Here is a 22,082-nt window from a genome sequence, read left to right as displayed (position 1 = left end):
AGCAGCAGATCGGGGCAACTCGTCGCTTCCCGCGGCCGGGCGCGGGCACGAGGGCGCGCCAGGGGGCGAGGGGGCCGGGCCGGGCGCGGGCGCGGGCGGGCGGGCTAGGCGCGCCAGCCGACCGGGACGCCGAGCAGGTGCACCGTGCCGGGCGTCGACGTGTCGTCCTCGCCGACGACGGCGACCGCCGCCACCGGCTGCACGGCCCGGACGGCCTCGACCCAGCGGGCGGTGTCGTCGTGCTTGCGGCCGACGTCGACGGCGACCCAGACCTGGTCGGCCGCGATCGCCTCGAGGGCGGCGGGCGCGGCGGCGTCCCACGCGAGGGCGGTGACGACGGCGGAGTCCTCGTGCACGCCGGTCGCCCGGGCGAGGATCGCCCCGCGACGGTCGGCGGCGTCGACCGAGCGCAGCCCGAACGACGTCGCCATCTGGGCGGCCACGCGGAACGCGTCGCCCGGACGCCCGACGACGACCACGAGGTCGCCGGCCCCGCGCAGCACGGACGGTGCGGGGCGGTCGCCCGCGTCGCCCGGGGCGAGCGCCGACGGGGCGGACGAGGAGGCGGCGGCCGCGGCGAGGAAGGCGGCCGCGGTCGTCAGGGGGCCGGCGGGCGCACCCTCGACGTCGTGCGCCTCGGCCGTCGGGGCCTCGGGGGCGGCGATGCCGTTGAAGGTGAAGTCGTCCATGATCTCGGCGAAGGCGTCCGTGCGGGTCGAGAGGTCGCCGGCGGCCGCGTCGACGGCGGGCGACGGGACGGAGGCGGCAGCGGCCGCCGCGGCGCGGGCGGCGCGACGCGGGCTGGCCGCGGCGGACGGCCGTGCGGCAGCGGCAGCGGCAGCGGCGCCAGCACCAGCGGCTGCGGCTGCGGACGCCGGGGACGCAGGCACCGCGCGGACGACCCGCGGCGCGGTCGTCTCGCGCCCGGACAGAACGTCGTCGAACGGGTCGCGCGGGCCTGCGTCGGCCTGCGGACGGGCCGCGCCGCGCTGATCGACCGCACCGCCCAGGTCGGCACCGCCGCGCGGCTCGAACCCGTCGGCAGCGTCGGCGTCCGCGAGCAGCGCCGCGATGCCGGCGCGCGAGGCCGGGGGCGTGATCGTGATGCGGGCCGTCGGCACGTCGGTGCGCGGGTCGGGCACCTCGACCGTGACCTCGTAGTGCTTGCGGGCGAAGACGCCCGCGACTCCCCCGACGGTCACCTTCTGCGCCGCGACGATCCGGGCGCCGGGGCCGTGCACGGCGCGGACCTCGGCCCGCAGCGCCTCGAGCGACTCGCCGCTCATCATCCTCCGCGTGGGCACGTCAGATCGCCGTGATCGGGTCGGCGGCGCGGACGACGCCCACGGTCTCGATGGTCGAGCCGGCGGCCGTGGCCTCCTGGTACGACAGCACGGGCAGGCCGCCCTGCTGCGCCGAGACGAGGCGGTGGATGGCGGGGCGCAGGGCCGGCGCGCAGACGAGCACGGCGCTGAGGCCCTGGGCCTCGACGGAGGCGACCGACTCGCGCAGCGAGCCCAGCACCTGCTCGACGCGGTGGCCGTCGAGCAGGATCTGCGTGCCCTGGTCGGACGGCCGCAGCCCCTCGAGCATCGACTGCTCGAGGCCCGGGTCGATCATGATGACGCGCAGCACGCCCTGGTCGAGGTGGCGCGCGGTCAGGGCCGGTCCGAGGGAGGCGCGGGCCGCCTCCACCAGGCCCTCGGGGTCGGTCGAGACCTTGGCGCGGAGCGTCAGCCCCTCGCAGATGCGCCCGAGGTCGTTGATCGGGACGCGCTCGGCGAGCAGCCCCTGCAGCACGCGCTGCAGCTCGGCGAGCGAGAGCATGCCGGGCACGAGGTCGTCGATCGCGGAGGCGTTGACCTGCTTGAGGCCCTCGGTCAGGACGCGGACGTCCTCGCGGCTGAGCAGCCGGGCGGCGTTGTCGCCGATGATCGACGACAGGTGCGTGACGAGCACCGAGACGCGGTCGATCACGGTGGCCCCGGTCATCTCGGCGCTGTGCCGCATCTCGGCGGGCACCCACTTGCCGGCGAGGCCGAAGACGGGCTCGACCGTGGCCGTGCCGGGCAGGCCGTCGAGCTGGTCGCCGAGGGCGAGCACCGAGCGGGTCGGGGCGACGCCGCGGCCGGCCTCGACGCCCGCGATGCGGATCGAGTAGGTGGAGGGCGGCAGGTCGACGCTGTCCCGCGTGCGCACTGGCGGCACGACGATGCCCATGTCGACGGCGATCTTGCGGCGCAGGGCCTTGACGCGGCCGAGCAGGTCGTCCGACGACCCGCTGACCATGTCGACGAGGTCGGGCGCGAGCAGGATCTCGAGGGCGTGCACGCGCATCTGCTCGAGCAGGTCCTCGGTCGTGTCGGTGGGGGCAGGAGGCGCGGCGATCGCCTCGAGGGCCGCCTGCGCCTCCTCGGCCTTCGCCTTGGCCGCCAGCCGCTGCGAGATGACGAGCAGGCCCGCGCCGATCAGGAGGAACGGGATGATCGGCATGCCGGGGATGAAGCCCATGCCGATCGCGGCCACGCCGGCGATCATGATCGCGATGCGCGACTGCGAGAGCTGCGCCGCCGCCTGCGACCCCATGTCGCTGTCGGCGCCCGAGCGGGTGACGATCATGCCGGTGCTGACCGCCATCAGCAGCGCAGGGATCTGCGTGACGAGGCCGTCGCCGATGGTGAGGAGGCCGTAGTGGTTCAGGGCCTCGCCGATCGCCATGCCGTTCTGGATCGCGCCGATCGCGACGCCGCCGACCAGGTTGATGACGATGATCAGGATGCCGGCGATCGCGTCGCCCTTGACGAACTTCGAGGCGCCGTCCATCGAGCCGTAGAAGTCGGCCTCGGCGCTGACGGCGGCGCGGCGCTCCTTGGCGACCTCGTCGGTGATCAGGCCGGCGTTGAGGTCGGCGTCGATCGCCATCTGCTTGCCGGGCATGGCGTCGAGGGTGAAGCGGGCGCCGACCTCGGCGACGCGCTCGGCGCCCTTCGTCACGACCACGAACTGGATGATGATCAGGATGCAGAAGATGACGGCGCCGATGATGATCGAGCCGCTCACCGCCACGTGGCCGAACGCCTCGATCACGTGGCCGGCGAAGCCCTCGCCGAGCACGAGGCGAGTCGAGGCGACGTTGAGCCCGAGGCGGAAGAGCGTCGCGACGAGCAGCAGCGACGGGAACACCGAGAAGTCGAGCGGCTTCTTCACGAACAGCGTCGTGAGCAGGATCACGAGCGCCAGCAGGATGTTGAGGATGATCAGCACGTCGAGCATCGGCGCCGGCACGGGCACGACGAGCAGCAGCACGATCGCGACGACGCCGACCGGCACGGCGAGCTTGGGGAGTGTCTTCTTCATCAGGCGGTTCCTCCGGTGGCGGCGGGGCGGGGCGAGAGCGAGGGGGCCGGCGAGGCGGCCGGGGCGGCGACGGGCGCAGGAGGCGCGGCGCGGGCGGCGCGGATCGCGCGCGGCACCGCGTCGGGGGCCAGTGACTCGGGAGCGAGCACGCTCGACACCTCGTCGGCCGTCGTGGGGCGGGGGTTGGCGTGCGCGCGTCCGACGGCGGCGGTCGCGCCGCGCGCCTTCAGGGCCATCACGAAGGTGAGGACGCGGGCGACCGGCGTGTAGAGGTCGACGGGGATCTCCTCGCCGAGGCCGCACGAGGCGTGCAGCGCCCGGGTCAGCGGCACGTCGGCGACCATCGGCACGCCGTCGGCCTCGGCCTGCTCACGGATCTTCGCGGCGACGGCGCCCGCGCCCTTCGCGACGACGCGGGGCGCGGCCTTGCCGGGCTCGTACTTGAGGGCGACGGCGTAGTCGGTCGGGTTGACCATCACGACGTCGGCGTCGACGATCGCGCCCATCATGCGGTTGCGGCTCATCGCGAGCTGGCGCGAGCGGCGCTGCGACTTGACCAGGGGGTCGCCGTCGCTGCTCTTGTGCTCGTCGCGCACCTCCTTCTTGGTCATGCGCGTCTTCTTGCGGTTGCGCCGCATGACGACGAAGACGTCGGCCGCCGCCAGGAGGAGGCCGGCCGCGATGGCGGCCTGGAGCAGGACCGTGGTGCCGGCCGACGCCTCCTCGATGATCGCGGAGACGCTGAGGCCGCCTCCGCTCATGAGGACGGGCAGGAGGCCCTGGACGGCCGCCCAGAGGACGAGGCCGACGACGGCGGTCTTGATCAGGGCCTTGGCGCCGTTCCAGAGCGCCTGGGTGCCGAACGTGGTCTTGAGGCCGTTCAGCAGGTTGAACTGCTCGTAGTTGCCGGTCATGCGCTTGACGTGCACGCCGCCCTGCACGACCGCGGTCGCCAGCACGGCCACGCCGACCACCGCGAGCATCGGGCCGATCGTGCCGGCCATCGAGCCCACGCCGCCGCCGAGCAGCTGCAGCACGGTGGTGTCGTCGGGGTGGCGGATCACCTGGCCGATCGAGAAGAGCTGGTCGGTGCCGGCCTCGGCGCCGCGCTGGATGGTGCTGGGGATCATGACGGCGGCCGCGCCGACGCCGACCCACGCGCTGAGGTCCTGCGAGCGCGAGAGCTGGCCCTTCGAGCGGACCTCCTTCATCCGCTTGTCGGTGGCCGCCTCGGAGCGCTCGCCGCTGTCGTCCGCCATCGCTACCTCACCCCCAGGACCATGTCGGCCGCGTCGCCGGTGAGGCTCTGCACCACGCCGGGCAGGGCGAGGAACACGCCGCCGGCGAGCATCACGGTCATGAGGATCTTGAGCGGGAAGCCCATCGCGTAGGCGTTCAGGGCCGGCGCCACGCGGCTGAGCAGGCCGAGCCCGACGTCGGCGAGGAACAGCACGACGCAGAGGGGGCCGGCGATCTGCAGCGTCGCGAGGAACATCTGCGAGACGCCGTTCGTCATCAGCTCGACGGGTCGCGAGAGGTCCATGCCGAGGCCGAGCGGGAACGCGTCGAACGAGCGGGTCAGCCCGCCGATCAGCACCTGGTAGCCGCCGCTCGCGAACATCAGCGCCAGAGCCGTCATCTGGAACAGGCGGGTGAACTGGGCGCCGTTGATCATCGACTGCGGGTCGAAGGCCTGCGCCAGCGTGAAGCCGCCGAACAGGTCGATCAGGCTGCCCGCCGACTGGATCGCCGCGAAGACCAGGAACACGAGGAACCCCAGCACCGCGCCGACGACCAGCTCGAGCACGAGCGCCAGCACGAAGCCGCCCGTGTCGAGCGACTCGTAGCCGGGCGCGACGCGCGGCGCCACGGCGAGCGCGAGGCCGACGCCGAGCATCGCCTTCACCCGGCCGGGGAACGCCCGGTACGAGAAAGGAGGCGCGATGACGATGAAGGCGGTCATGCGCACGGCGGCGAGCATGGTCGCCTCGAGCCAGCTGAGGTCGATCGACACGGCGGCCTAGCCCCCGCTCAGGAGCTGGGGGATGCGGTCGAAGACCATGGTCGTGAACGAGACCATCTCGCTGATCATCCAGTGGCCGCAGACGATCAGGGCGATCCCGACCGCGACGGCCTTGGGCACGAACGCGAGGGTCACCTCCTGGATCTGCGTGATCGACTGCAGCAGCGAGATCGCGAAGCCGACGACGAGCGAGGTGATCAGCACGGGCGCGGCGAGCTTGCCCGTGATGATGAGGGCCTGCATCGACAGGTCGAGGACGGCGTTGGAGTCCATCAGGCACTCACCTGGTAGCTCTCGATGAGGCTCGTGATGATGAGCCCCCAGCCGTCGACGAGCACGAACAGGAGGATCTTGAACGGCAGCGAGATCATCACCGGCGGCAGCATCATCATGCCCATCGACATCAGGGCGGCGCTGACGACGAGGTCGATGACGAGGAACGGGATGAAGATGACGAACCCGATGATGAACGCGGCGCGGAGCTCGCTGATCATGAACGACGGGATGAGCGTCAGCATCGGCACGTCGGCCTGGCTGGCGGGGTTCGGCTGGTCGGCGGAGCGGGTCATCAGCGCGAGGTCCTCCTCGCGGGTGTGCGCCAGCATGAACTCGCGCAGCGGCGCGGCACCGGCGTCGATCGCGCCCTGGAAGTCGAGCTGCCCGTTCAGGTAGGGCTGCACGGCGTCGTCGTTGATGTGCCCCAGGATCGGCGCCATGATGAACAGGCTCAGGAACAGGGCGAGGCCCGCGAGCACCTGGTTCGGCGGGATCGACGGCAGCGCGAGCGCGTTCCGCGTCATCGCGAGCACGACGAAGATCTTCGTGAACGACGTCATCATCAGCAGCAGGGCCGGCGCGACGCTGAGCAGCGTGATGCCGAGCAGGGTGACGATCGCCTGGCTGGGGGCGCCGTCGGGGCCGTTGATGTCGATGTTCAGGCCACCGGTGCCCGTGCCGTCGGTGACGGTCTGGTCGGACTCGGTGAAGTCGGGGGTCTCGCCGGTGCCGGTCGAGCCGTCGGTGCTGCCGGTGCCGGTGCCCGGCTGTGCCGGGGCGGTCGGGGACGTGGGGGCGACCGGCGCGGCGGAGGCCTGCTGGCCGATCAGCATGACGAGCCCCGACGCGACGACCATCGCGAGCAGGGCGACGACGACCGCGCGGGCGAGGCGGGTGTCGGCGAAGCGGACGGGCGCGGCTCCGACGGCGGGGGCGCCGAGGCGGGCGTGCCGCAGCGGGGCGCCGCGGAGTCCGTCGCGCAGGGTCGGGCGGACGCGCTGCGCCAGAGCGGCGGCGAAGGCGGACATGAACGCCGGGGCGGAGGAGGCGCGGGTCGCGCGGTGAGCGGCGGCTCCGGTCGCGCGGTGCGCGGCGGACGCGCTCATCCGGCGCGACCGGCGCGGACGGCGGCGGCCGCCTGCCGCCAGGTGTCCGGGGCGAGGATCGAGCCCTCGAGCGGCTTCGCGGCGCGGCCGCGGGCGCGCTCGCCCGGGTCGCGCGCGCCGCGTGCGGCGAGCGAGCCGCGCGTCGCGGCGCGACGCTCGGCCCCGCGCGGCCGCAGCATCGCCGCGCCCGCGGGCACGCCGATCGAGTTGCTCGAGAACGCTGCCTCGGCCGCGTCGAGCCGACCGTTCGGGGCGACTCGAGCGGGGTGCGCGGCGAGGGCGGAGTCGGCGGCGAGCACGGCGTCGAAGCTCGGGGTCGCGGAGGGGGCCGGGGCGGGGGCGACCGACGCGAGGGGGACGATCGGGGTGACCCGCGCCTCCTGCGGGGCCGGCTCGAGCACGACGACGGGAGACGGCGGCGCAGCCTCGAGCGCGACGACTGCGGGCTGGGCGGCGGGCGCGTCGGCCGCGGCCAGCACGGTGATCGACGACTCGGTCACGCCGAGCACGAGGCGCTCGCCCTCGACGTCGACCACGACGACGCTGGCCTTGGCGCCGATGCCCTGACGGGCGACGATCGAGACGGGAGCCGAGGCACGGCCCCCGCGGAGCCCGCCCTTCGCGAGGCGCTTCTGCAGCACCCACAGCAGGGCGAGCACGACGCCCAGCGAGAGGGCGACGCGCAGCGCGACGAAGAGCGTGTCCACGATCAGGCGACGCCGTCGGCGACGTCGAGGATGCGGGTGATGCGGATCGCGTAGTCCTGGTCGACGACGACGACCTCGCCGTGCGCGATCAGGCGGCCGTTGAGCAGCACGTCGGCGGGGGCCCCGGCCGAGCGGTCGAGCTCGACGACGGCGCCGGGCTCGAGGCCGAGCACGTCGCGGACCGACATGCGGGTGCGGCCGATCTCGACGGTCAGCGCCATCTCGACGTTGTTGATGCGGCCGAGGTTGCCGGCGCCGAGCGGCGCGGCGGAGACGGAGGAGGCGGGCGAGCTCGACGAGACGAGGCCGACGGTGCCGTCCTCCCGGAGCCGCACGGCGAACCAGCCGACCGTCTCGCCCGCCGCGGTCAGGTCGAACACGACGGTGGAGTGGTCCGCGAAGAGGGCGTCGGCCGACTCGAGCCGGCTGTCGCCGAGCACGCCGGCGCCGAGGACGGAGGTCGCGGCCTCGAGGGCCGGACGGAGCACGTCGACGACCGAGACGAGGGGCGAGTCGGTGCCCGCGGCCGCGGCGACCTGGTCCATGTCGGCGAGCAGCAGCGCGGTGTCGGCCGAGAGCGAGCCGACGAACGAGGTGACGACGGCCGAGGAGGCGGTGCTGCGGCGAGCCTGGGCGGTCGCGGCGTCGACGGGCACGGCCCGCAGCGGCACGGGCGTCGGCAGCTGCGCGACGAGCGCCTCCGCCGCGGCGGTGTGCAGGGTGATGGTCGTGCCGGTCATGAGGTTCCTTCTTCGGTGCCGGTGAGGGAGGTGGAGACGACGATGCCCGCGAGTCGCGAGCCGGCGGAGCCGACGGCGGCACGGCCGACGACCTGGCCGTCGACCGTGATCGCCAGCGGGCGCGACTGCGGGTGCGGCAGGGGCAGCACGTCGCCGACGGCGAGGTCGAGCACGACGCTCGGCAGCACGGCCGCGGGGGCGAGCCGGAGCGCCACGTCGACCGGCACCGAGGCGAGCTGGCCGCCGAGCAGCCGGCGCACCTCCGCCGGGTCGACGGCGGACTCGGACTCGCCGAGCTGGGGCAGCAGCACCTCGGCCGGGATCGCGACGGTGCCGGCCGCGCTGCGCTCGCCGACCCGGATGTCGAACGAGGCGACGATCATCAGGTCGGACTTCTGCGCCGCCTGGGCGAACTGCGAGTTGTACTGGAAGCCGCCGACGACGATCTGGGCGACGAGCAGGTTGCCGAAGGAGTAGCGGAGGTCGTCGAGGGCGTCCTCCATGAGGCGCCGCACGAGGGCCTGCTCGATCGGGGTGAAGGTGCGCTCGGGCACGGTCGAGGCTCGCGTGCCGCCGAGCATGTAGCTGACCCAGCTGAGCGCCGCGGAGGTCGGGAACTGGATGACGGCCTTGGGCGTCGTGCCCTCGATGCCGCACAGCACCATCGCGGTCGTCGCGGGCAGCGAGGCGGCGAACTCGTCGTAGGTGAGGACCTGCAGCTGCTCGCAGGTGACCTGCGACAGCACGCGGACCTTGGCGGTGAGCTGCGTGCCCCATTGCCGGGCGAACGTCTCGAAGGCGAGCTCGAGGGCCCGCGAGTGCTCACGGGGCAGCGTCGTCGGACGACGGAAGTCGTAGATCTCGACCTGCTTCGGCGGGCGCGGCGCAGCGACGGCCGGGGCCGGTGCGGGCGTGCCCGGGGGCAGGGTCTCGAGGAGCGTCACGACCGGCACTCTCGGCCCGCGCCTCCTCGTCGTTAGGCGCTCGTGGTCAGTGACCCCCGGACTGGGCCCCCTCGGCGTGGGCGTCCTCGGACTCCTTCTCCGACTTCTTCTCGGTCTTCTCGGTCTTCTTCTCGATGGTCGTCGTGGTCGCGGCGGCGTCCTCGACGGCGGGCGGGCTCTCGGCCGCGGCGTTCCTGCCGACGGTCACCGCGCCTCCTGCGCCCTCGGCTGCCGCCTGCAGCTGGGGCAGCAGCGCGCTCACGTCGTCGGACTGGTTCGACAGGACGACGATGTCGACCCGGCGGTTCGTGGCGAAGTCGGCCTCGGTGCCGCCGGTCGAGAGCGGACGCGACGAGCCGAAGCCGACGGCCTGCGCGTGCTCGACGGGGAGACCGCCTCGCTCGACCAGGTCGCGCAGCACCTGCGTGGCCCGGGCGGAGGACAGCTCCCAGTTGGTCGCGTAGGGAGCGGTCGAGCTGCGCTGGTCGGCGTGGCCCTCGATCGACACGTCGTGGCCGGCGCCGCGGAGGACGGGCGCGATCGCGTCCATCACGCGGCGAGCGGTGTCGCTGAGGTCGGCGCTGTTCGTGCCGAAGAACGTCTCCGAGCCGACCAGGCGCACGGTGAGGCCACGCGCGTCGGTGGAGAACTGCACGTCGGCGGTGAGGCCGGAGCCGGCGAGGCCCGCAGCGATCGCCTCCTTGATGGCGGTCAGGTCGTCGAGCTCGGCCTGCGCCTGCGCGAGCTCCTCGGCGGTTCCGGCCGTGCCGCTCGCCGACGCCTTGCTCACGTCGGTCTCGTCGCCGGTGGAGTAGCCCTGGCCCTCCGCCGTCACGTCGTCGACCGCGACGACGGTGCCCGACGCCGTGTCGACCTTGCCGACGTCGGTCTGGCCGAAGCCGGTCGCGAGCGAGTTGCGCAGGGCGATGTACTTGTCCTGGTCGACGCTCGACATCGCGAACAGCACGATGAACATGCACATCAGCACGGTGACCATGTCCATGTACGAGGCCAGCCAGCGCTCGTCGGGGTGCTCCTCCTCGGCGTGGCCCTTCTTCTTGCGGCCGCCGCGCGCGCCGCTCACGCTGCGAGGCCCTGGTCGTCGGCGCCAGCCTTCGCCTTGGCGGCCTTGCCGGCCTTGCCTGCCTTGCCTGCGCCGGCCTCGAGGGAGTGCACCGGCACCATGGCCTTGAGGCGCTCGCCGAGGAGGCGCGGCTGGCTCCCGGCCTGGACGGCCAGCACGCCCTCGATCAGCAGCGTCATGCGCGCCTCGTCGAGGTCGGCCAGCTTCTTCAGGCGACCGGCGAACGGCAGCCAGAGGAAGTTCGCGCTGAGCAGGCCCCAGAGGGTCGCCACGAACGCCGCCGCGATCAGCGGGCCGAGCTCGTCGGGCGAGGCGAGGTTCTCGAGCACGTGGGTCAGGCTGACCACCGTGCCGATGATGCCGACGGTCGGGGCGTAGCCGCCCAGGCTGTTGAAGAACTTGCTCGCCGTGCGGTCGGCGGCGAGACGCGACTCCATCTCGTCCTCGAGCAGGATCCGCAGTTCCTCGCCGTCGGTGCCGTCGGCGATGTTCTGCAGGGCGCCCTTCATGAAGGGGTCCTCGACCTTCTCGGCCTCCGCCTCGAGCGAGAGCAGGCCCTCGCTGCGCGCCTTCTCGGCGAGCGCCACGATGTCGTCGATGACCGACTGCGGCGGGATCACCTTGCCCGTGAAGGCGTGCGGGATCTTCTTGAAGCTCAGCATCGCGTCCTTGATCGTCGTGCCGGCGATGCCGACCGCGATCGTGGCGCCGAAGACGAGCAGCATCGGCGCGGGCAGCAACAGGCCCTCGACGTGGACGCCCTCGAGCTTGATCATCCCGAACAGCGCGCCGAAGGCGAGCAGGATGCCGATGATCGTCGCCGGGTCCATCAGCGGGCTCCGGTCGGTGCGGGCGCGGTGGTGGTGGGGGCCTGCTCGGCCGGGCGGAGGGCGGAGACGAGGCCGCCGCCTCCTTCGCCTCGCGAGCCGCGGACGATGCCGAGCTGCGGGCCGGTCGACGTGCGGCTGCCGAGCGGCTGCGTCGCGGGGGCGGCGAGGTCGGGCGCGTCGTAGGCGAGCGAGACGATGCGGGCACGGTAGCGGGCGATCATCTCGATCACCACGGCCATCGGCTCGGTGACGATGTACTTCGCCCCGTCGACCATGATCAGCGTCGTGTCGGGCGTCTCGTGGATGCGCTCGATCAGGTCTGGGTTGACAGCGAATCTGCTGTCGTTGAGTCGCGTGACGACGATCATCGGCCCGTCCTAGGTCTGTGTCTCCCGCCACCGTCCGTGGGGCGGGCGAGCTGCTCGTCCTGAGCTGCTCAGGGGGGACTATCGGCAGGGGTCGGGTCGGCGTTAGGCGCGTGTCGGCGCCGAGTGCTCAGACCTGGTCGCTCGCGGGCCGGGCCACCGTGCCGAGTGGTCAGTTCTGGTCGCTCATGGCTCGTTGACGGACCAGAAGTGACCACTCGAGCAGCCCGGGGCACGTTCGAGGAGGGAGGGACGAACGGGACGGCGAGCAGGAGGCGGCGGGCGACACATGCGCGCAACACCGGGCTGGCAAGATGCTGCGGTGACCGACACCCCCGCGAACGACGGCACGCGCGACGCCACCCCTGTCGCCCGGCCCTCCTCCCCCACCTCCGCCTCCCCCGCCTCCACCTCGCCCGGCGCCGCACCCACGGTCGGCTCGAGGTCGACCGGCTCGACGCCGACCGGCTCGACGCCGACCGGCTCGACGCCCGTCTACTCGACGCCCGAGGCGACCGGGCCGGACGCCGCGCTGTCGCCCGACACGGCGACCCCACTGGTCGACGACCCGGCCCTGACCGAGACCGCCGCGACCGCCGACGCCAACCGGCACACCCTGGTCGAGAACGTGATGGGGGTGGTGACGGGGGTCTTCATCGCCTCCTTCGGGCTGTTCCTGCTCAAGGCGAGCGGAGCCGTCTCGGGCGGCACCGCCGGCATCGCACTGCTGCTCGACTACGCCGGGCCGCTGTCGTTCGGGGCGCTGTTCATGCTGGTGAACGTGCCGTTCTTCGCGCTCGCGATCTGGAAGAAAGGGCTCGCCTTCACCCTGCGCACGGTGCTGACCGTCGGCATGGTCTCGGCGATGTCGTACCTGCACCCGGCCGTTTTCCACATCGACGACATCGACCCGGTCTACGGCACGCTCGGCGGCAACCTGCTCGTCGGGGTGGGCCTGCTGATCCTGTTCCGGCACGGGGCGAGCCTCGGCGGCATCAACATCCTCGCGCTCGTGCTGCAGGAGAAGCTCGGCTGGCGGGCCGGCTACGTGCAGATGGCGGTCGACGTCGTCATCATCCTGTTCTCGCTCACCGTCGTCTCGCCGTGGATCGTGCTGCTCTCGGCCGCAGGCGCCGTCGTGCTCAACCTCGTGCTCGCCCTCAACCACAAGCAGGGGCGGTACCTCGGTCGCACGTGACCACTTCGGGGGTGATCTGGGGGTGAATCGCTCCCAGGTCGGACACAGAATCGAGAAAGTCTCTAGCTTGGGCGTCGGGCCGACGATCGTCGAGGCCACCCCGCTCTAGAGGAGTCACGACCATGACCTACGACCAGAACACCCCCGCCACCACGACCTCCGGCGCGTCCGCCAAGTTCAACACGCTCGCGATCGTCGGCTTCGTGCTGGCCTTCGTCGTGAACATCGCTGGCGTCGTCGTCAGCTTCATCGCCCTGTCGCAGATCAAGAAGACCGGCGAGCGCGGCCGCGGCCTCGCCATCGCCGGCATCATCATCGGCCTGCTGTCGATCGTCTTCGGCATCATCTACATCACGGTGCTCCTGCCCATGATCATGGAGCAGGTCGGCACCGTCCCGACCTACTGATCTCTGCGAGATCGCCCGCAGGAGGCGCGGGGCCCGTTCGACGGGCACCGCGCCTCCTGCGTGTCTGCGGGTCTCGTCAGGCGGCGCAGGTGCGGGCGCGCGACCGCGGCATCTCGACGGCGTCGTGGGACGCGGCAAGCGCGGGCCCCTGCCGTGCTCGTCCCTTCTCGCCGGTCTGAGATCTATGGCGGCCAGGCCGTCCAGAGCAGCACGATCGCGACGACCTGGAGCGCCAGGCCGGCGACGATCGTGATGACCACGCGCCTCGTCGTGGCCGACAGCTGCGGGTCGCCCAGCAGCGGCGCGAGCGGCATCAGCATGCGGAAGCTCGACTGCTGCGGCAGGAACACGGCGACCAGGTAGGCGACCCACCCGATCGTGTAGGTCTGCAGCTCGAGGCCGAGACGCTGCGAGCGGCGCACCAGCCCGAGCACGACGACCGCGAGCAGCGCCACCACGGCCACCACGCCGAGCCAGCCGGCCATCGCGTCGCCGAAGCGGAACCACGGCGTGAAGGGGACGAAGCCGTCGGATCCGATGTAGTCACGCCACCACGACGACTCCGTCGCGAAGTAGCCGTCGCGCTCGCCCGTGACCGCGGCCACGACGACCGGCCACGCGAAGCCCGCCGCGGTGACGATGAGGCCGGCCGCCCAGATGCGCACGTGCTCGGTGACGGGCGTCCAGTCCCCGGGGTGCTCTTGCTCGTGATCGACGCCGCGGCGCCGAGCGCGGCGGTCACGGACCAGCCGCACGAGCCAGGTCAGCCCCAGCGCCGCCGAGAGCGCGAGGCTGCCGGGGTGCGCGACCGAGGCGAGAACGCCGAGCACCGTGAACCAAGCCCAGCGCCGCAGCGTCATCGCGAGCAGCGCGCCGAACATCAGCAGCAGGAACAGCGACTCCGCGTACGGCACCTGCAGCACGAACGACATCGGCGCGACGCAGAAGAAGACCGCACCCCAGAAGGAGGCGCGGGCACCGAACCGCGTCAGCATCAGCCGGTGGAGCACCAGCGTCGCCCCGGCCCCGGCCAGCACCGCCACGACGATCGCCGCGATCAGCCAGTCGCCGCCGACCACCGGCCGCACGACCCGCACGAGCGCGGGGAACAGCGGCATGAACGCCCACGCGTTCTTGACGACCTGGCCGTCGTCGTCCCGCGGCAGCTCGGCGGGGTAGCCCTGCTCGGAGATCTCGCGGTAGAAGACGGCGTCCCACGACGAGAGGTAGCCGGCGAAGCCCGGGCCACCGTCGTGCTGCGCCCAGGCCGCGGTCGCCGTGAGGGCGTGCACCACGGCGAGGAACAGTGTCGTGACGAGACGGGAGGCGGCGTAGACGCCGAGGAGGACGAGCGTCGTCGCCAAGCCCGGGCGGGGCACGGCGAGCCCCATGACGGCGGTGCCGCTGGTCCGCGGGGCGGACGGCTCCGGCTGCGTGCCGCGCCGCGCCTCCGTCCCCGTCGTCATCGATCTTGTCTACCCGGCGGGCGCTGGGAGGGCAGGCGACCGTACCCCGCGCGCCCGCGCGAGGCGGAGCGGGCCCGGGACGGTGCAGGCCGGGGAACGTGCAGGTGCGTGGGGGCGGGTGTGCGGGCGGGGGACGCAGGAGGCGCGGGCCGGTCTCGAGGACCGGGCCCGCCCCTCCTGCCCCGCTGCGGCTAGCGCTTCAGGTTCGTGAGCTCCTGGAGCACCTCGTCCGAGGTGGTGATGATGCGGGCGTTCGCCTGGAAGCCGCGCTGGGCGACGATGAGGTTCGTGAACTCCTGCGAGAGGTCGACGTTGCTCATCTCGAGCGTGCCGCTCGAGAGCGAGCCGACGCCGGGCGAGCCGGGGACGCCGAGCGCCGCGTTGCCCGAGTTCGCCGTGGCGCGGTAGCCCGACGAGCCGGACTTCTCGAGGCCGCCCGGGTTGGCGAAGGTCGCCAGCGCGATGCGGCCGACGGCGAGCGACTCGCCGTTGCTGAACTGCCCGACGAGCGTGCCGTCCTTCGAGAGGCTGAAGCCCTTGAGCGTGCCGGCCTCGCGGCCGTTCTGGTCGGTGACGGCGACCGTGTTCAGCGCCGCGAAGCCGGTGACCTTCGAGAGGTCGACGGTGATGCCGCCGACGGTCAGCGAGCCGGCGCCGTTCTGGGCGCCGTCGGTGAAGGTGAGGGCGGTGCTGCCGGGAGCGCCGACGCCGTCGGTGCCGGTGACGTTCCAGCCGCCCGCGGTGCGCGTGAACGACAGCGTCAGGGTGCGCTCGGTGCCGAACGCGTCGTAGACCTTCGAGTCGCGCGTCAGGGTCTCGCCGACCGCGGTCTCGGACGGCAGGTTGCCGGCGACGTTCGCCCCGGTCGTGGCGGTGGCCGGCGCCGCTCCGTTCAGGGGCAGCATGATGTCGCCCACCGCGCCTCCGTCGTTGACGACGCCGTTCGTGGCCGAGTAGCCCTGCACGATCTTGCCGTCGGCCGAGACGAGACGGCCGTCGGCGTCGAAGTCGAAGGCGCCGGCACGCGTGTAGACGGTGTCGTTGCCGAGGCGCGTGACGAAGAAGCCGTCGCCCGAGATCATCAGGTCGGTCGCCTTGCCGGTCGCCTGGGCCGAGCCCTGCGCGAAGTTCGTCGAGATGCCCGCGACCTGCACGCCGAGGCCGACCTGCGCGGGGTTCGTGCCGCCGATTCCGGTCTGCGGGCCTCCGGCGCCCTGGGTCATCTGCGACAGGGTGTCCTGGAACTGCGTGGTCGACGACTTGAAGCCGGCGGTGTTGACGTTGGCGATGTTGTTGCCGGTGACGTCGAGCATGGTCTGGTGCGACCGGAGGCCCGAGATGCCGGAGTAGAGGGAGCGGAGCATGGGAGCTGCCTTTCGGACGGAGCTGAGGAGGCGCGTCCTGCGCGGAGAGACCGGTCGCGTCCTGCGTCCGGGGCGGTGCTGAGAAGTGCGGGGGTGCTGTACGGCCGTGCCGTGCGGCTGGGCTGCGAGGGCGGCGGGGCCGCGAGGGAACGAGGCGCTAGGCCTTCGGCGTCGCGGTGATGCCGGAGATGAGATCCAACGCGACCTCCTTCCCGCCGACGGTGACCTTGGGCACGGACTCGGCGAACGAGACGCTCGTCGCGGTGCCGGTGACGGCCTTGCCGTCGGGGCCCGTGTAGCTGACCTCGCGGCCGACCAGGGCGGACGCCGAGGTGCGCATCTGCAGCGAGAAGCCCTCGTTCGCGGTCGTCGTCTGGTTGGTGATCTGCTCCATCATCGCGAGCTGGGTGGTCTGCGCCATCATCGCGTTGGTGTCCATCGGCGACGACGGGTCCTGGTTCTTCAGCTGGGTGACGAGCAGGTTCATGAACATCTCGCCGTCCATGGCGGTCTTCGTCGTGCGCGCCGAGGACGACTGCTGAGCGGCGGCCACGACGGTCGGGTCGACGGTTCCGGAGATCTGGTCGATCGAGGGCATCTGCTGTGTCTTCCTGTGGAGGGCGGAACGGGGGCGAGCTGTGGAGGGTCGTGCTGTGCGGGGGTGCGGGCGCTAGGCCAACACGTCGATCGAGACGGTCGGCGACGAGGAGGTGCCCCGCAGCCCGCCCGCACCGGCGGCGGCCGCGAGGGCGCCGGCCCGCAGGCCGTCGGGGTCGGGGTCGTCCCGACCGAGCCTGCCGTCGGGGTCGCGCCCGGCGGGCTGGCCGGCTCCGCGCTGTCCGGTGCCGGACGGGGCGGAACCGTCGCGCGCCTCCTGGGCCGACTGCTGCGCCGCCCGCTGGTCGAGCAGCCGCTGCTGGTCGGCACCGTCGTCGGACGGCTGGTTCTGGCTCGAGAGGTCGACGCTCGCCTGGAGCCCCGCTCCCCCGAGATCGCGGCGGAGGTCGGGCAGGATCGCCCGCACCGCCTCCCGCCCGGCGTCGGTCGGGGCGAACATCTCGACGTGCATGCCGTGGGCGCCGACGTGCGCCCGGACGGTGACCGGCCCGAGGGCCTCGGGGCTCACGGTGACGGTGACGACGTGCGTCCCGGCACCGGCGGCCGCGAGCGAGAAGAGCGGACGCGCGAGCTGCTGCCCGAGGGGCGCCGGGGCCGCAGGAGGCGCGGCGACGGCGGTCGAGCCCGCTGCGGCTGCCGGAGCGGGCGCGCCGGGCACCGCGACCATCGGCGGGGCGACGGGCACGGCGGAGGCGGAGGGGCCGGTCGTCGTGGCGGTCGCGACGCCCGCGTCGGCGACGAGCGCACGGTCGGCGGCGGTCGCCGAGAGTCCGGCGGCAGAGCCGGGGACCGGCACGGACGTCGGACCAGCAGCGGCCGCCGAGGCGGCGCGCACGAATGCTGACGGGACGGTGGTCGAGGGCGCCGCGGCCACGGTGGCCGGGGCCGCGGCGGCCAGGGCCGGGGCCGTCGGAACAGTCTCCCCTGCAGACGGCGACGCGGCCGTGACGGGGCCGGGCGTCGCGGGCGACGTGCCCGAGGCTGCCGCCTGCCGCCAGCCGGCGACCGCGGCGCCGGCGGAGCCGGTCGCGATCGCAGCAGAGGTCGCGGCGGCGACGAGGCCTTCGGGCACGGCGCCGCCGTCCGCGGTCGGGGCGGGCGCTGTCGGGGGGAGGCCCGGGCTCAGGGCTGTTCCGTCACGGGACGGATCGGCGACCGACACGGTCGGCGCGAGTGCCGCCTCCTGCGGGAGCTGTCCCGGTGTCGTGGCGCCCGTGGCCGAGGCAGCTGATCCGTCACGAGACGGATCGCTGCTCAGGCCGGCCGGGTCGAGGGCTGATCCGTCACGAGACGGATCAGGGGTCGCGACCGGGGCCGGGGACGGGGCCTGGCCGACAGGCGGGGAGAGGGGGAGGGTCGCTGATCCGTCACGGGACGGATCAGCCTCAGGAGAGACGCCCGCCGGAGACGACGAGGAGCCGAGGGCCGCGGCGACCAGGGCCGCCTGGAGCGAGGTCGCTCCCGGCGAGGACGCTCCTGCCTGAGCAAGAGCAAGATCGCCGACGCGATCCACAGTCCCGTCCTCGACCGACTCCCCGGCCGCGACCGGACCTGCCGCCGCAGACGGAGCCGCAGCGGCCGCGGGCGCGCGCCCGGCGGCTGCCGCGTGAGGCGCGGACGCCGTCGCGGGCGACGACGGGCGTCGCAGGCCCGGAGCGTGGGCCGGGGCCGGGGCCTGGTCGCGCGGCGCGGCGGACGACATCGCCTCGCCGAAGCCCGCGGCGGAACGCCCGGCCGCGGGACGAGCGGCCGACGAGCGCCCGCCCGCCGAGCGGTCGGGACCGGAGGAGGCGTCGGCCCGGTCGGCAGGGCCGGGGACGACGAAGGGCAGGGTGCGCAGGACGCTCATCAGGGGGCCCCTCCGCTCATCAGGCGCTGGAGCGCGGCGGTCATCAGGTCGGTCGAGCCGGAGCCGCCCGCCGCACCGGCGCCGGTCACGCCGAGCGACGACGCGAGCGAGGCCAGCGAGGTCGCGGAGGCGCCTGCAGCGGAGGCGCCCGCAGCGGCCGACGCGGCAGCGGTCCCCGTCGCGGGCACGATGCGGCGGATGGTCGACAGGTCGGAGTCCTTGTACCAGTTGTCGACGATCTGGACGTCCTTGCCGGGACGGGGCGCGTGCAGCACCTTGCCGTCGCCGAGGTAGATCACGATGTGCCCCTCGCCCTTGGCGACGAGCAGGTCGCCCGGCTTCGCCTCGGCCAGCGACGGCACCTCGGCGCCCATCCGGGCCTGGTCGGGCACGACGCGCGGCATCGAGACGCCGAGCTCCTTGAACACGGTCTGCACGAGGCCGGAGCAGTCCATCCCGCTCGCGCTCTCGCCGCCGAACACGTAGGGCACGCCGAGGTACTTCTTCGCGCCGCTGACCACGTCGGCGCCGGCAGCGCCGCTGCCGGTCGCGACAGAGCCCTTGACGGCCGCCACCGAGGGGGTCGTCGCGAGGCCGCCCGCGGCACCTGTCGCACCGGTCGCGCCGGCACCGCTCGTGCCGGCGAGGGCGTCGGCGAAGGCGCTGGCCGAGGTCGCGGAGCTGCCCGCCCCGGCGGACGCCGCGGCTGCCGTGCCGAGCACGGACGGCGTGCGTCCGTTCCGCAGCTGGTCGATCTGCGTCCTGATGTCGTCGATCCGGGACAGGACCTCGCTCACGGGGCTCACTGTGCGCCTCCTGGCGTCGGGGTCTGGGTCGGGGTGCCGGCGGGACGGGCAGCATCGGCAGCAGCAGTCGTGGAGGCGGCGGCCTCGGCCTGGCGCACCCGCCACGACTGGCCGGCGATCTCGTCGAGGGCGGCCTGCTCGGTGCGGAGATCCTCGGCGGCGGCCTCGACGGCGTGCGCGGCCTCGAGCTTCTCGAGGCCGATCGCGGCCCGGCGCGCCGCCCCGAACGCCGTCTGCGCCTCGTCCGCCTCGGCACGGCGGCGTGCCGCGACCGCGTCGAGCTCGGCGAGCATCGCCCGGCTCGACGCGCGGGAGGCGGCGATCGCGCTGAGCATGGCGGCGTCCGTCACCTGCGCGGGCCCGTCGTCGAGGGTGCGCTTGGCGGCGAGGCGACGGTCGGCGGCGTCGCGCAGCCGGTCGTTCGCCTCGGCGAGGTGCCCGGCGGCCTGGTCCTGCTGCGCGTGGCGCAGCCGCAGGAGGCCGAGGAGGGAGAAGGCACGGGCCATCAGGCACCTCCGAGTCGGGCGGTCAGCTGGGCGAGTCCGGCCCACGAGGCGGCGGTGTCGGCACGCTCGTCCATGCCCTGCTGCAGGAACGCGTCGATCGCGCCCTGGTGCTCGACCGCGGCGTCGACGAGCGGGTTCGTGCCCCGCTGGTAGGCGCCCACGTCGAGCAGGTCCTGCGCGGCGCGGCGCGCGGCCATCACCTTCCGGAGGCTCGTCGCGGCGGCGCGCTGCTCGGCCGTCGTCACCTTCGACGCGACGCGCGAGACCGAGCCGAGCGCGTCGACCGACGGGAAGTGCCCGGTCACGGCCAGCTTGCGGTCGAGCACGACGTGCCCGTCGAGGATGCTGCGGGCCGCGTCGGCGACGGGCTCGTTGTGGTCGTCGCCGTCGACGAGCACCGTGTACAGGCCGGTGACGGAGCCGATCCGGTCGGTCCCGGCACGCTCGAGCAGCTCGGCGAGCACCGAGAACGTCGACGGCGGGTAGCCCCGGGTCGCCGGCGGCTCGCCGACCGACAGCCCGATCTCGCGCTGGGCCATCGCCACGCGGGTCAGCGAGTCCATCATCAGCACGACGTCGGCGCCCTGGTCGCGGAACGACTCCGCGATGCGGGTCGCGACGAACGCGGCACGGAGGCGCATCAGCGCCGGCTCGTCGCTCGTCGACACCACGACGACGGAGCGGGCGAGGCCCTCGGGTCCGAGGTCGTCCTCGAGGAACTCGCGCACCTCCCTGCCTCGCTCGCCGACGAGGGCGATGACGCTGACCTGTGCGTCGGTGCCGCGGGCGATCATCGACAGCAGCGACGACTTGCCGACGCCCGAGCCGGCGAACAGGCCGACGCGCTGCCCGCGCCCGACGGTCGTCAGCGTGTCGAGCACGCGGACGCCGAGCTGGAGCGGGGTGTCGATCCGCGCACGGTGCATCGCGGACGGGGTCTCGTGGTGCAGCGGGACGAGGTCGACGGAGCCGCCGTCGGGGGCACGGAGGGGGCCCTTGCCGTCGATCGGACGGCCGAGGCCGTCGAGCACGCGGCCGAAGAGGCCCGTGCCGGTGGGGACGAGGAGGGGGCGGCCGGTCGAGCGCGCCGGCGTGCCGGCCGTCACGCCGGTGAGGTGGCCGAGCGGCATGCAGCGGAGGCCGTCGGGGGTGGTCGCGACGACCTCGGCGAGGGCGGAGGTCGTCGTGCTCGCGGCGACGGGCGTCTGCGCGGCGGCCGAGCCGGTGCCGGTCGTGCTGGCGGCGACGCTCGCGGGCGCGCCGGATACGGGGGCGGGCACGCCGATCTCGAGCACGTCGCCGACGGCGGCGTCGAGCCCGCGCACCGTGATGCCGAGCCCGACGGCGCTGACGACGCTGCCGACGCGCTGCGGGCGCGCGGCGGCGCGGGCGGCCGCCAGCCGGGTCCGGACGGGTGCGGTGAGGGTCACGATGCCCCCAGCAGAGCGGTGCGAGCCCGGGTGAGGGCGGTGACGAGCCGGGCGTCGACGAGGCCGGCGGGCAGGTCGACCTCGGCGTCTCCCCGGGCGAGCCGGGCGTCGGCGACGAGCGGGACCGAGGAGGCGGCGACCGCGTCCCCGAGGGCGGCCAGGTCGGCCGGGTGCAGGCGCACGCCGACGACCAGCGAGCGGTCGAGCCCGTCGAGGGCGCGGGCGACGGCGGCGCGGGCCGTGCGGCCCTCGCGGGGGCCGGCGGGGTGCGGGGCGGCGGTGTGCTCGGCAGTGGCGGGGTGCTCGTCGGCGGGGTGCTCGCCGGCGCTGAGGTGCTGGGCGACGCCGTCGCGCTCGGCCGCGGGGCGGCTCCCGGTTCCGACGGCGGGCTCGGACGCCGCGACCTCGTAGCCGACCACGGCCGACGCGAGGTCGAGGGCGGTCCGGACCAGCGCCTCCTCGGACTCGGCGAGCACCGGCGCGACCCGCTGCCGCAGCGCCTCGGCGGCCGCGTCGAGTGCGGCGAAGGAGGCGGCCAGCGAGCGCTCGAGGCGCGTCACGGAGTCGAGGTGCTCGGCGTCCATCGCGACCCGGCGCGCGGCCAGGTCGGCCTCGGCGGCGCGGAGGCCCGCCGCGTAGCCGGCCGCGTGGCCGCGGGCCTCGGCACGGGCCGCGCGCGCGGCGGCGTCGGGGTCGGCGTGGGGAGAGAGGAGCGACGCACTGCGGGCGGCGGCACCGTGGGCACCGCCGAGGCCGGCGACCGTGCCGAGGCCGGTGCCGCGGGTCACGGCGTGACCGGGGTCGAGTGCGGGGGCGGTCGTCGTCGAGCCGGACCGCACCTCCGTGAGCGAGGGGTAGACGACGCGCGAGAACGACTCCGGGGCGGAGATCGTCTCCGAGGCGGAGATCGCGGGATCGAGCATCGACGGGCCGTTCAGAGGGGAGGGCGGTTCGGCCGATCCGTGGCCAGGGGTCGAGCGATCCGTGCTCAAGGGCGACTCTCGGC

General features: G+C 74.0%; 22 protein-coding genes. 2 read left to right on the top strand and 20 right to left on the bottom strand.

The window, feature by feature from the left end; all coding sequences use genetic code 11:
* Positions 1–104: 104 nt before the first annotated feature.
* From IFT90_RS01605 to IFT90_RS01550, 12 genes are all read right to left on the bottom strand, one after another.
* Positions 105–1,304 carry a hypothetical protein gene (locus IFT90_RS01605; protein ID WP_192040708.1) on the bottom strand — a complete coding sequence of 400 codons (1,200 nt, stop codon included), beginning with the start codon at positions 1,302–1,304 and terminating at the stop codon, positions 105–107.
* A 1-nt stretch (position 1,305) separates the two neighbouring features.
* Positions 1,306–3,357 (bottom strand): flagellar biosynthesis protein FlhA, encoded by a 2,052-nt coding sequence (locus IFT90_RS01600; protein WP_192040707.1) that lies wholly within the window; start codon positions 3,355–3,357, stop codon positions 1,306–1,308.
* Positions 3,357–4,616: a flagellar biosynthesis protein FlhB gene (locus IFT90_RS01595; protein WP_123547655.1), complete on the bottom strand. Its 1,260-nt coding sequence runs from the start codon at positions 4,614–4,616 to the stop codon at positions 3,357–3,359. Before IFT90_RS01595 ends, IFT90_RS01600 begins: the two co-directional genes overlap by 1 nt.
* A gap of 2 nt (positions 4,617–4,618) precedes the next feature.
* Positions 4,619–5,338, bottom strand: a complete 720-nt coding sequence (locus IFT90_RS01590) for a flagellar biosynthetic protein FliR (protein WP_192041387.1) — start codon at positions 5,336–5,338, stop codon at positions 4,619–4,621.
* 39 nt (positions 5,339–5,377) lie between these two features.
* Entirely contained in the window at positions 5,378–5,653 is a 276-nt protein-coding gene (fliQ, locus tag IFT90_RS01585; protein ID WP_123547654.1) for a flagellar biosynthesis protein FliQ, read from the bottom strand.
* Complete coding sequence (gene fliP, locus IFT90_RS01580; RefSeq protein ID WP_244638750.1) at positions 5,653–6,513, bottom strand: flagellar type III secretion system pore protein FliP; 861 nt, start codon at positions 6,511–6,513, stop codon at positions 5,653–5,655. Before fliP ends, fliQ begins: the two co-directional genes overlap by 1 nt.
* Before the next feature lie 245 nt (positions 6,514–6,758).
* Positions 6,759–7,469, bottom strand: coding sequence for a flagellar biosynthetic protein FliO (locus tag IFT90_RS01575; RefSeq protein WP_192040706.1), 711 nt, complete (start codon positions 7,467–7,469; stop codon positions 6,759–6,761).
* A gap of 2 nt (positions 7,470–7,471) precedes the next feature.
* Positions 7,472–8,209 (bottom strand): flagellar motor switch protein FliN, encoded by a 738-nt coding sequence (gene fliN, locus IFT90_RS01570; protein ID WP_192040705.1) that lies wholly within the window; start codon positions 8,207–8,209, stop codon positions 7,472–7,474.
* On the bottom strand, positions 8,206–9,153 hold the full coding sequence (locus tag IFT90_RS01565) for a flagellar motor switch protein FliM (RefSeq protein WP_371741018.1): 948 nt from the start codon (positions 9,151–9,153) through the stop codon (positions 8,206–8,208). The genes fliN and IFT90_RS01565 overlap by 4 nt, the downstream gene beginning before the upstream one ends.
* Before the next feature lie 46 nt (positions 9,154–9,199).
* On the bottom strand, positions 9,200–10,237 hold the full coding sequence (locus IFT90_RS01560) for a flagellar motor protein MotB (protein ID WP_371812052.1): 1,038 nt from the start codon (positions 10,235–10,237) through the stop codon (positions 9,200–9,202).
* Positions 10,234–11,067 (bottom strand): motility protein A, encoded by an 834-nt coding sequence (locus IFT90_RS01555; RefSeq protein ID WP_192040704.1) that lies wholly within the window; start codon positions 11,065–11,067, stop codon positions 10,234–10,236. Before IFT90_RS01555 ends, IFT90_RS01560 begins: the two co-directional genes overlap by 4 nt.
* Positions 11,067–11,435 carry a flagellar FlbD family protein gene (locus tag IFT90_RS01550; RefSeq protein ID WP_192040703.1) on the bottom strand — a complete coding sequence of 123 codons (369 nt, stop codon included), beginning with the start codon at positions 11,433–11,435 and terminating at the stop codon, positions 11,067–11,069. Before IFT90_RS01550 ends, IFT90_RS01555 begins: the two co-directional genes overlap by 1 nt.
* A gap of 319 nt (positions 11,436–11,754) precedes the next feature.
* Between IFT90_RS01550 and IFT90_RS01545 the strand changes: the two genes are divergently transcribed.
* Positions 11,755–12,630 (top strand): YitT family protein, encoded by an 876-nt coding sequence (locus IFT90_RS01545; RefSeq protein WP_371812050.1) that lies wholly within the window; start codon positions 11,755–11,757, stop codon positions 12,628–12,630.
* A gap of 122 nt (positions 12,631–12,752) precedes the next feature.
* Positions 12,753–13,037, top strand: coding sequence for a DUF4190 domain-containing protein (locus tag IFT90_RS01540; protein WP_192040702.1), 285 nt, complete (start codon positions 12,753–12,755; stop codon positions 13,035–13,037).
* A 182-nt stretch (positions 13,038–13,219) separates the two neighbouring features.
* Here the strand turns inward: IFT90_RS01540 and IFT90_RS01535 are convergent, their stop codons facing one another.
* The 8 genes from IFT90_RS01535 to IFT90_RS01500 all read right to left on the bottom strand — a co-directional run bounded on the left by IFT90_RS01535 (position 13,220) and on the right by IFT90_RS01500 (position 21,999).
* Positions 13,220–14,503 (bottom strand): mannosyltransferase family protein, encoded by a 1,284-nt coding sequence (locus IFT90_RS01535; protein WP_192040701.1) that lies wholly within the window; start codon positions 14,501–14,503, stop codon positions 13,220–13,222.
* A 191-nt stretch (positions 14,504–14,694) separates the two neighbouring features.
* Entirely contained in the window at positions 14,695–15,867 is a 1,173-nt protein-coding gene (locus IFT90_RS01530; protein WP_192040700.1) for a flagellar hook protein FlgE, read from the bottom strand.
* A 157-nt stretch (positions 15,868–16,024) separates the two neighbouring features.
* Positions 16,025–16,465 (bottom strand): flagellar hook assembly protein FlgD, encoded by a 441-nt coding sequence (locus tag IFT90_RS01525; RefSeq protein WP_192040699.1) that lies wholly within the window; start codon positions 16,463–16,465, stop codon positions 16,025–16,027.
* A gap of 72 nt (positions 16,466–16,537) precedes the next feature.
* Complete coding sequence (locus IFT90_RS01520; RefSeq protein WP_192040698.1) at positions 16,538–18,334, bottom strand: flagellar hook-length control protein FliK; 1,797 nt, start codon at positions 18,332–18,334, stop codon at positions 16,538–16,540.
* Positions 18,334–19,131, bottom strand: a complete 798-nt coding sequence (locus IFT90_RS01515) for an NlpC/P60 family protein (RefSeq protein WP_192040697.1) — start codon at positions 19,129–19,131, stop codon at positions 18,334–18,336. Before IFT90_RS01515 ends, IFT90_RS01520 begins: the two co-directional genes overlap by 1 nt.
* 5 nt (positions 19,132–19,136) lie before the next feature.
* Positions 19,137–19,646, bottom strand: coding sequence for a hypothetical protein (locus tag IFT90_RS01510; protein ID WP_192040696.1), 510 nt, complete (start codon positions 19,644–19,646; stop codon positions 19,137–19,139).
* Complete coding sequence (locus IFT90_RS01505) at positions 19,646–21,079, bottom strand: FliI/YscN family ATPase (RefSeq protein WP_371812133.1); 1,434 nt, start codon at positions 21,077–21,079, stop codon at positions 19,646–19,648. Before IFT90_RS01505 ends, IFT90_RS01510 begins: the two co-directional genes overlap by 1 nt.
* Positions 21,073–21,999, bottom strand: coding sequence for a hypothetical protein (locus tag IFT90_RS01500; RefSeq protein WP_192040695.1), 927 nt, complete (start codon positions 21,997–21,999; stop codon positions 21,073–21,075). Before IFT90_RS01500 ends, IFT90_RS01505 begins: the two co-directional genes overlap by 7 nt.
* Positions 22,000–22,082: the final 83 nt, after the last annotated feature.

The organism is Frigoribacterium sp. CFBP 8766 (assembly GCF_014841435.1).
In the GTDB taxonomy this organism is placed as follows: domain Bacteria; phylum Actinomycetota; class Actinomycetes; order Actinomycetales; family Microbacteriaceae; genus Frigoribacterium.
The sequence above is the reverse complement of the archived record's forward strand: the minus strand, read 5'-3'. Positions and strand labels throughout refer to the sequence as shown.

Excerpts from the sequence above, each read along its gene's own strand:
- IFT90_RS01520 (WP_192040698.1), bottom strand. The coding sequence starts at position 18,334 with ATGAGCGTCCTGCGCACCCTGCCCTTCGTCGTCCCCGGCCCTGCCGAC.
- IFT90_RS01500 (WP_192040695.1), bottom strand. The coding sequence starts at position 21,999 with ATGCTCGATCCCGCGATCTCCGCCTCGGAGACGATCTCCGCCCCGGAG.
- IFT90_RS01530 (WP_192040700.1), bottom strand. The coding sequence starts at position 15,867 with ATGCTCCGCTCCCTCTACTCCGGCATCTCGGGCCTCCGGTCGCACCAG.
- fliP (WP_244638750.1), bottom strand. The coding sequence starts at position 6,513 with ATGGTCGTCGCGTCGGGGCTCGTCATGCTGATCGGCCAGCAGGCCTCC.
- IFT90_RS01510 (WP_192040696.1), bottom strand. The coding sequence starts at position 19,646 with ATGGCCCGTGCCTTCTCCCTCCTCGGCCTCCTGCGGCTGCGCCACGCG.
- fliQ (WP_123547654.1), bottom strand. The coding sequence starts at position 5,653 with ATGGACTCCAACGCCGTCCTCGACCTGTCGATGCAGGCCCTCATCATC.
- IFT90_RS01555 (WP_192040704.1), bottom strand. The coding sequence starts at position 11,067 with ATGGACCCGGCGACGATCATCGGCATCCTGCTCGCCTTCGGCGCGCTG.
- IFT90_RS01595 (WP_123547655.1), bottom strand. The coding sequence starts at position 4,616 with ATGGCGGACGACAGCGGCGAGCGCTCCGAGGCGGCCACCGACAAGCGG.
- fliN (WP_192040705.1), bottom strand. The coding sequence starts at position 8,209 with ATGACCGGCACGACCATCACCCTGCACACCGCCGCGGCGGAGGCGCTC.
- IFT90_RS01540 (WP_192040702.1), top strand. The coding sequence starts at position 12,753 with ATGACCTACGACCAGAACACCCCCGCCACCACGACCTCCGGCGCGTCC.
- IFT90_RS01600 (WP_192040707.1), bottom strand. The coding sequence starts at position 3,357 with ATGAAGAAGACACTCCCCAAGCTCGCCGTGCCGGTCGGCGTCGTCGCG.
- IFT90_RS01550 (WP_192040703.1), bottom strand. The coding sequence starts at position 11,435 with ATGATCGTCGTCACGCGACTCAACGACAGCAGATTCGCTGTCAACCCA.
- IFT90_RS01590 (WP_192041387.1), bottom strand. The coding sequence starts at position 5,338 with ATGCTCGCCGCCGTGCGCATGACCGCCTTCATCGTCATCGCGCCTCCT.
- IFT90_RS01535 (WP_192040701.1), bottom strand. The coding sequence starts at position 14,503 with ATGACGACGGGGACGGAGGCGCGGCGCGGCACGCAGCCGGAGCCGTCC.
- IFT90_RS01525 (WP_192040699.1), bottom strand. The coding sequence starts at position 16,465 with ATGCCCTCGATCGACCAGATCTCCGGAACCGTCGACCCGACCGTCGTG.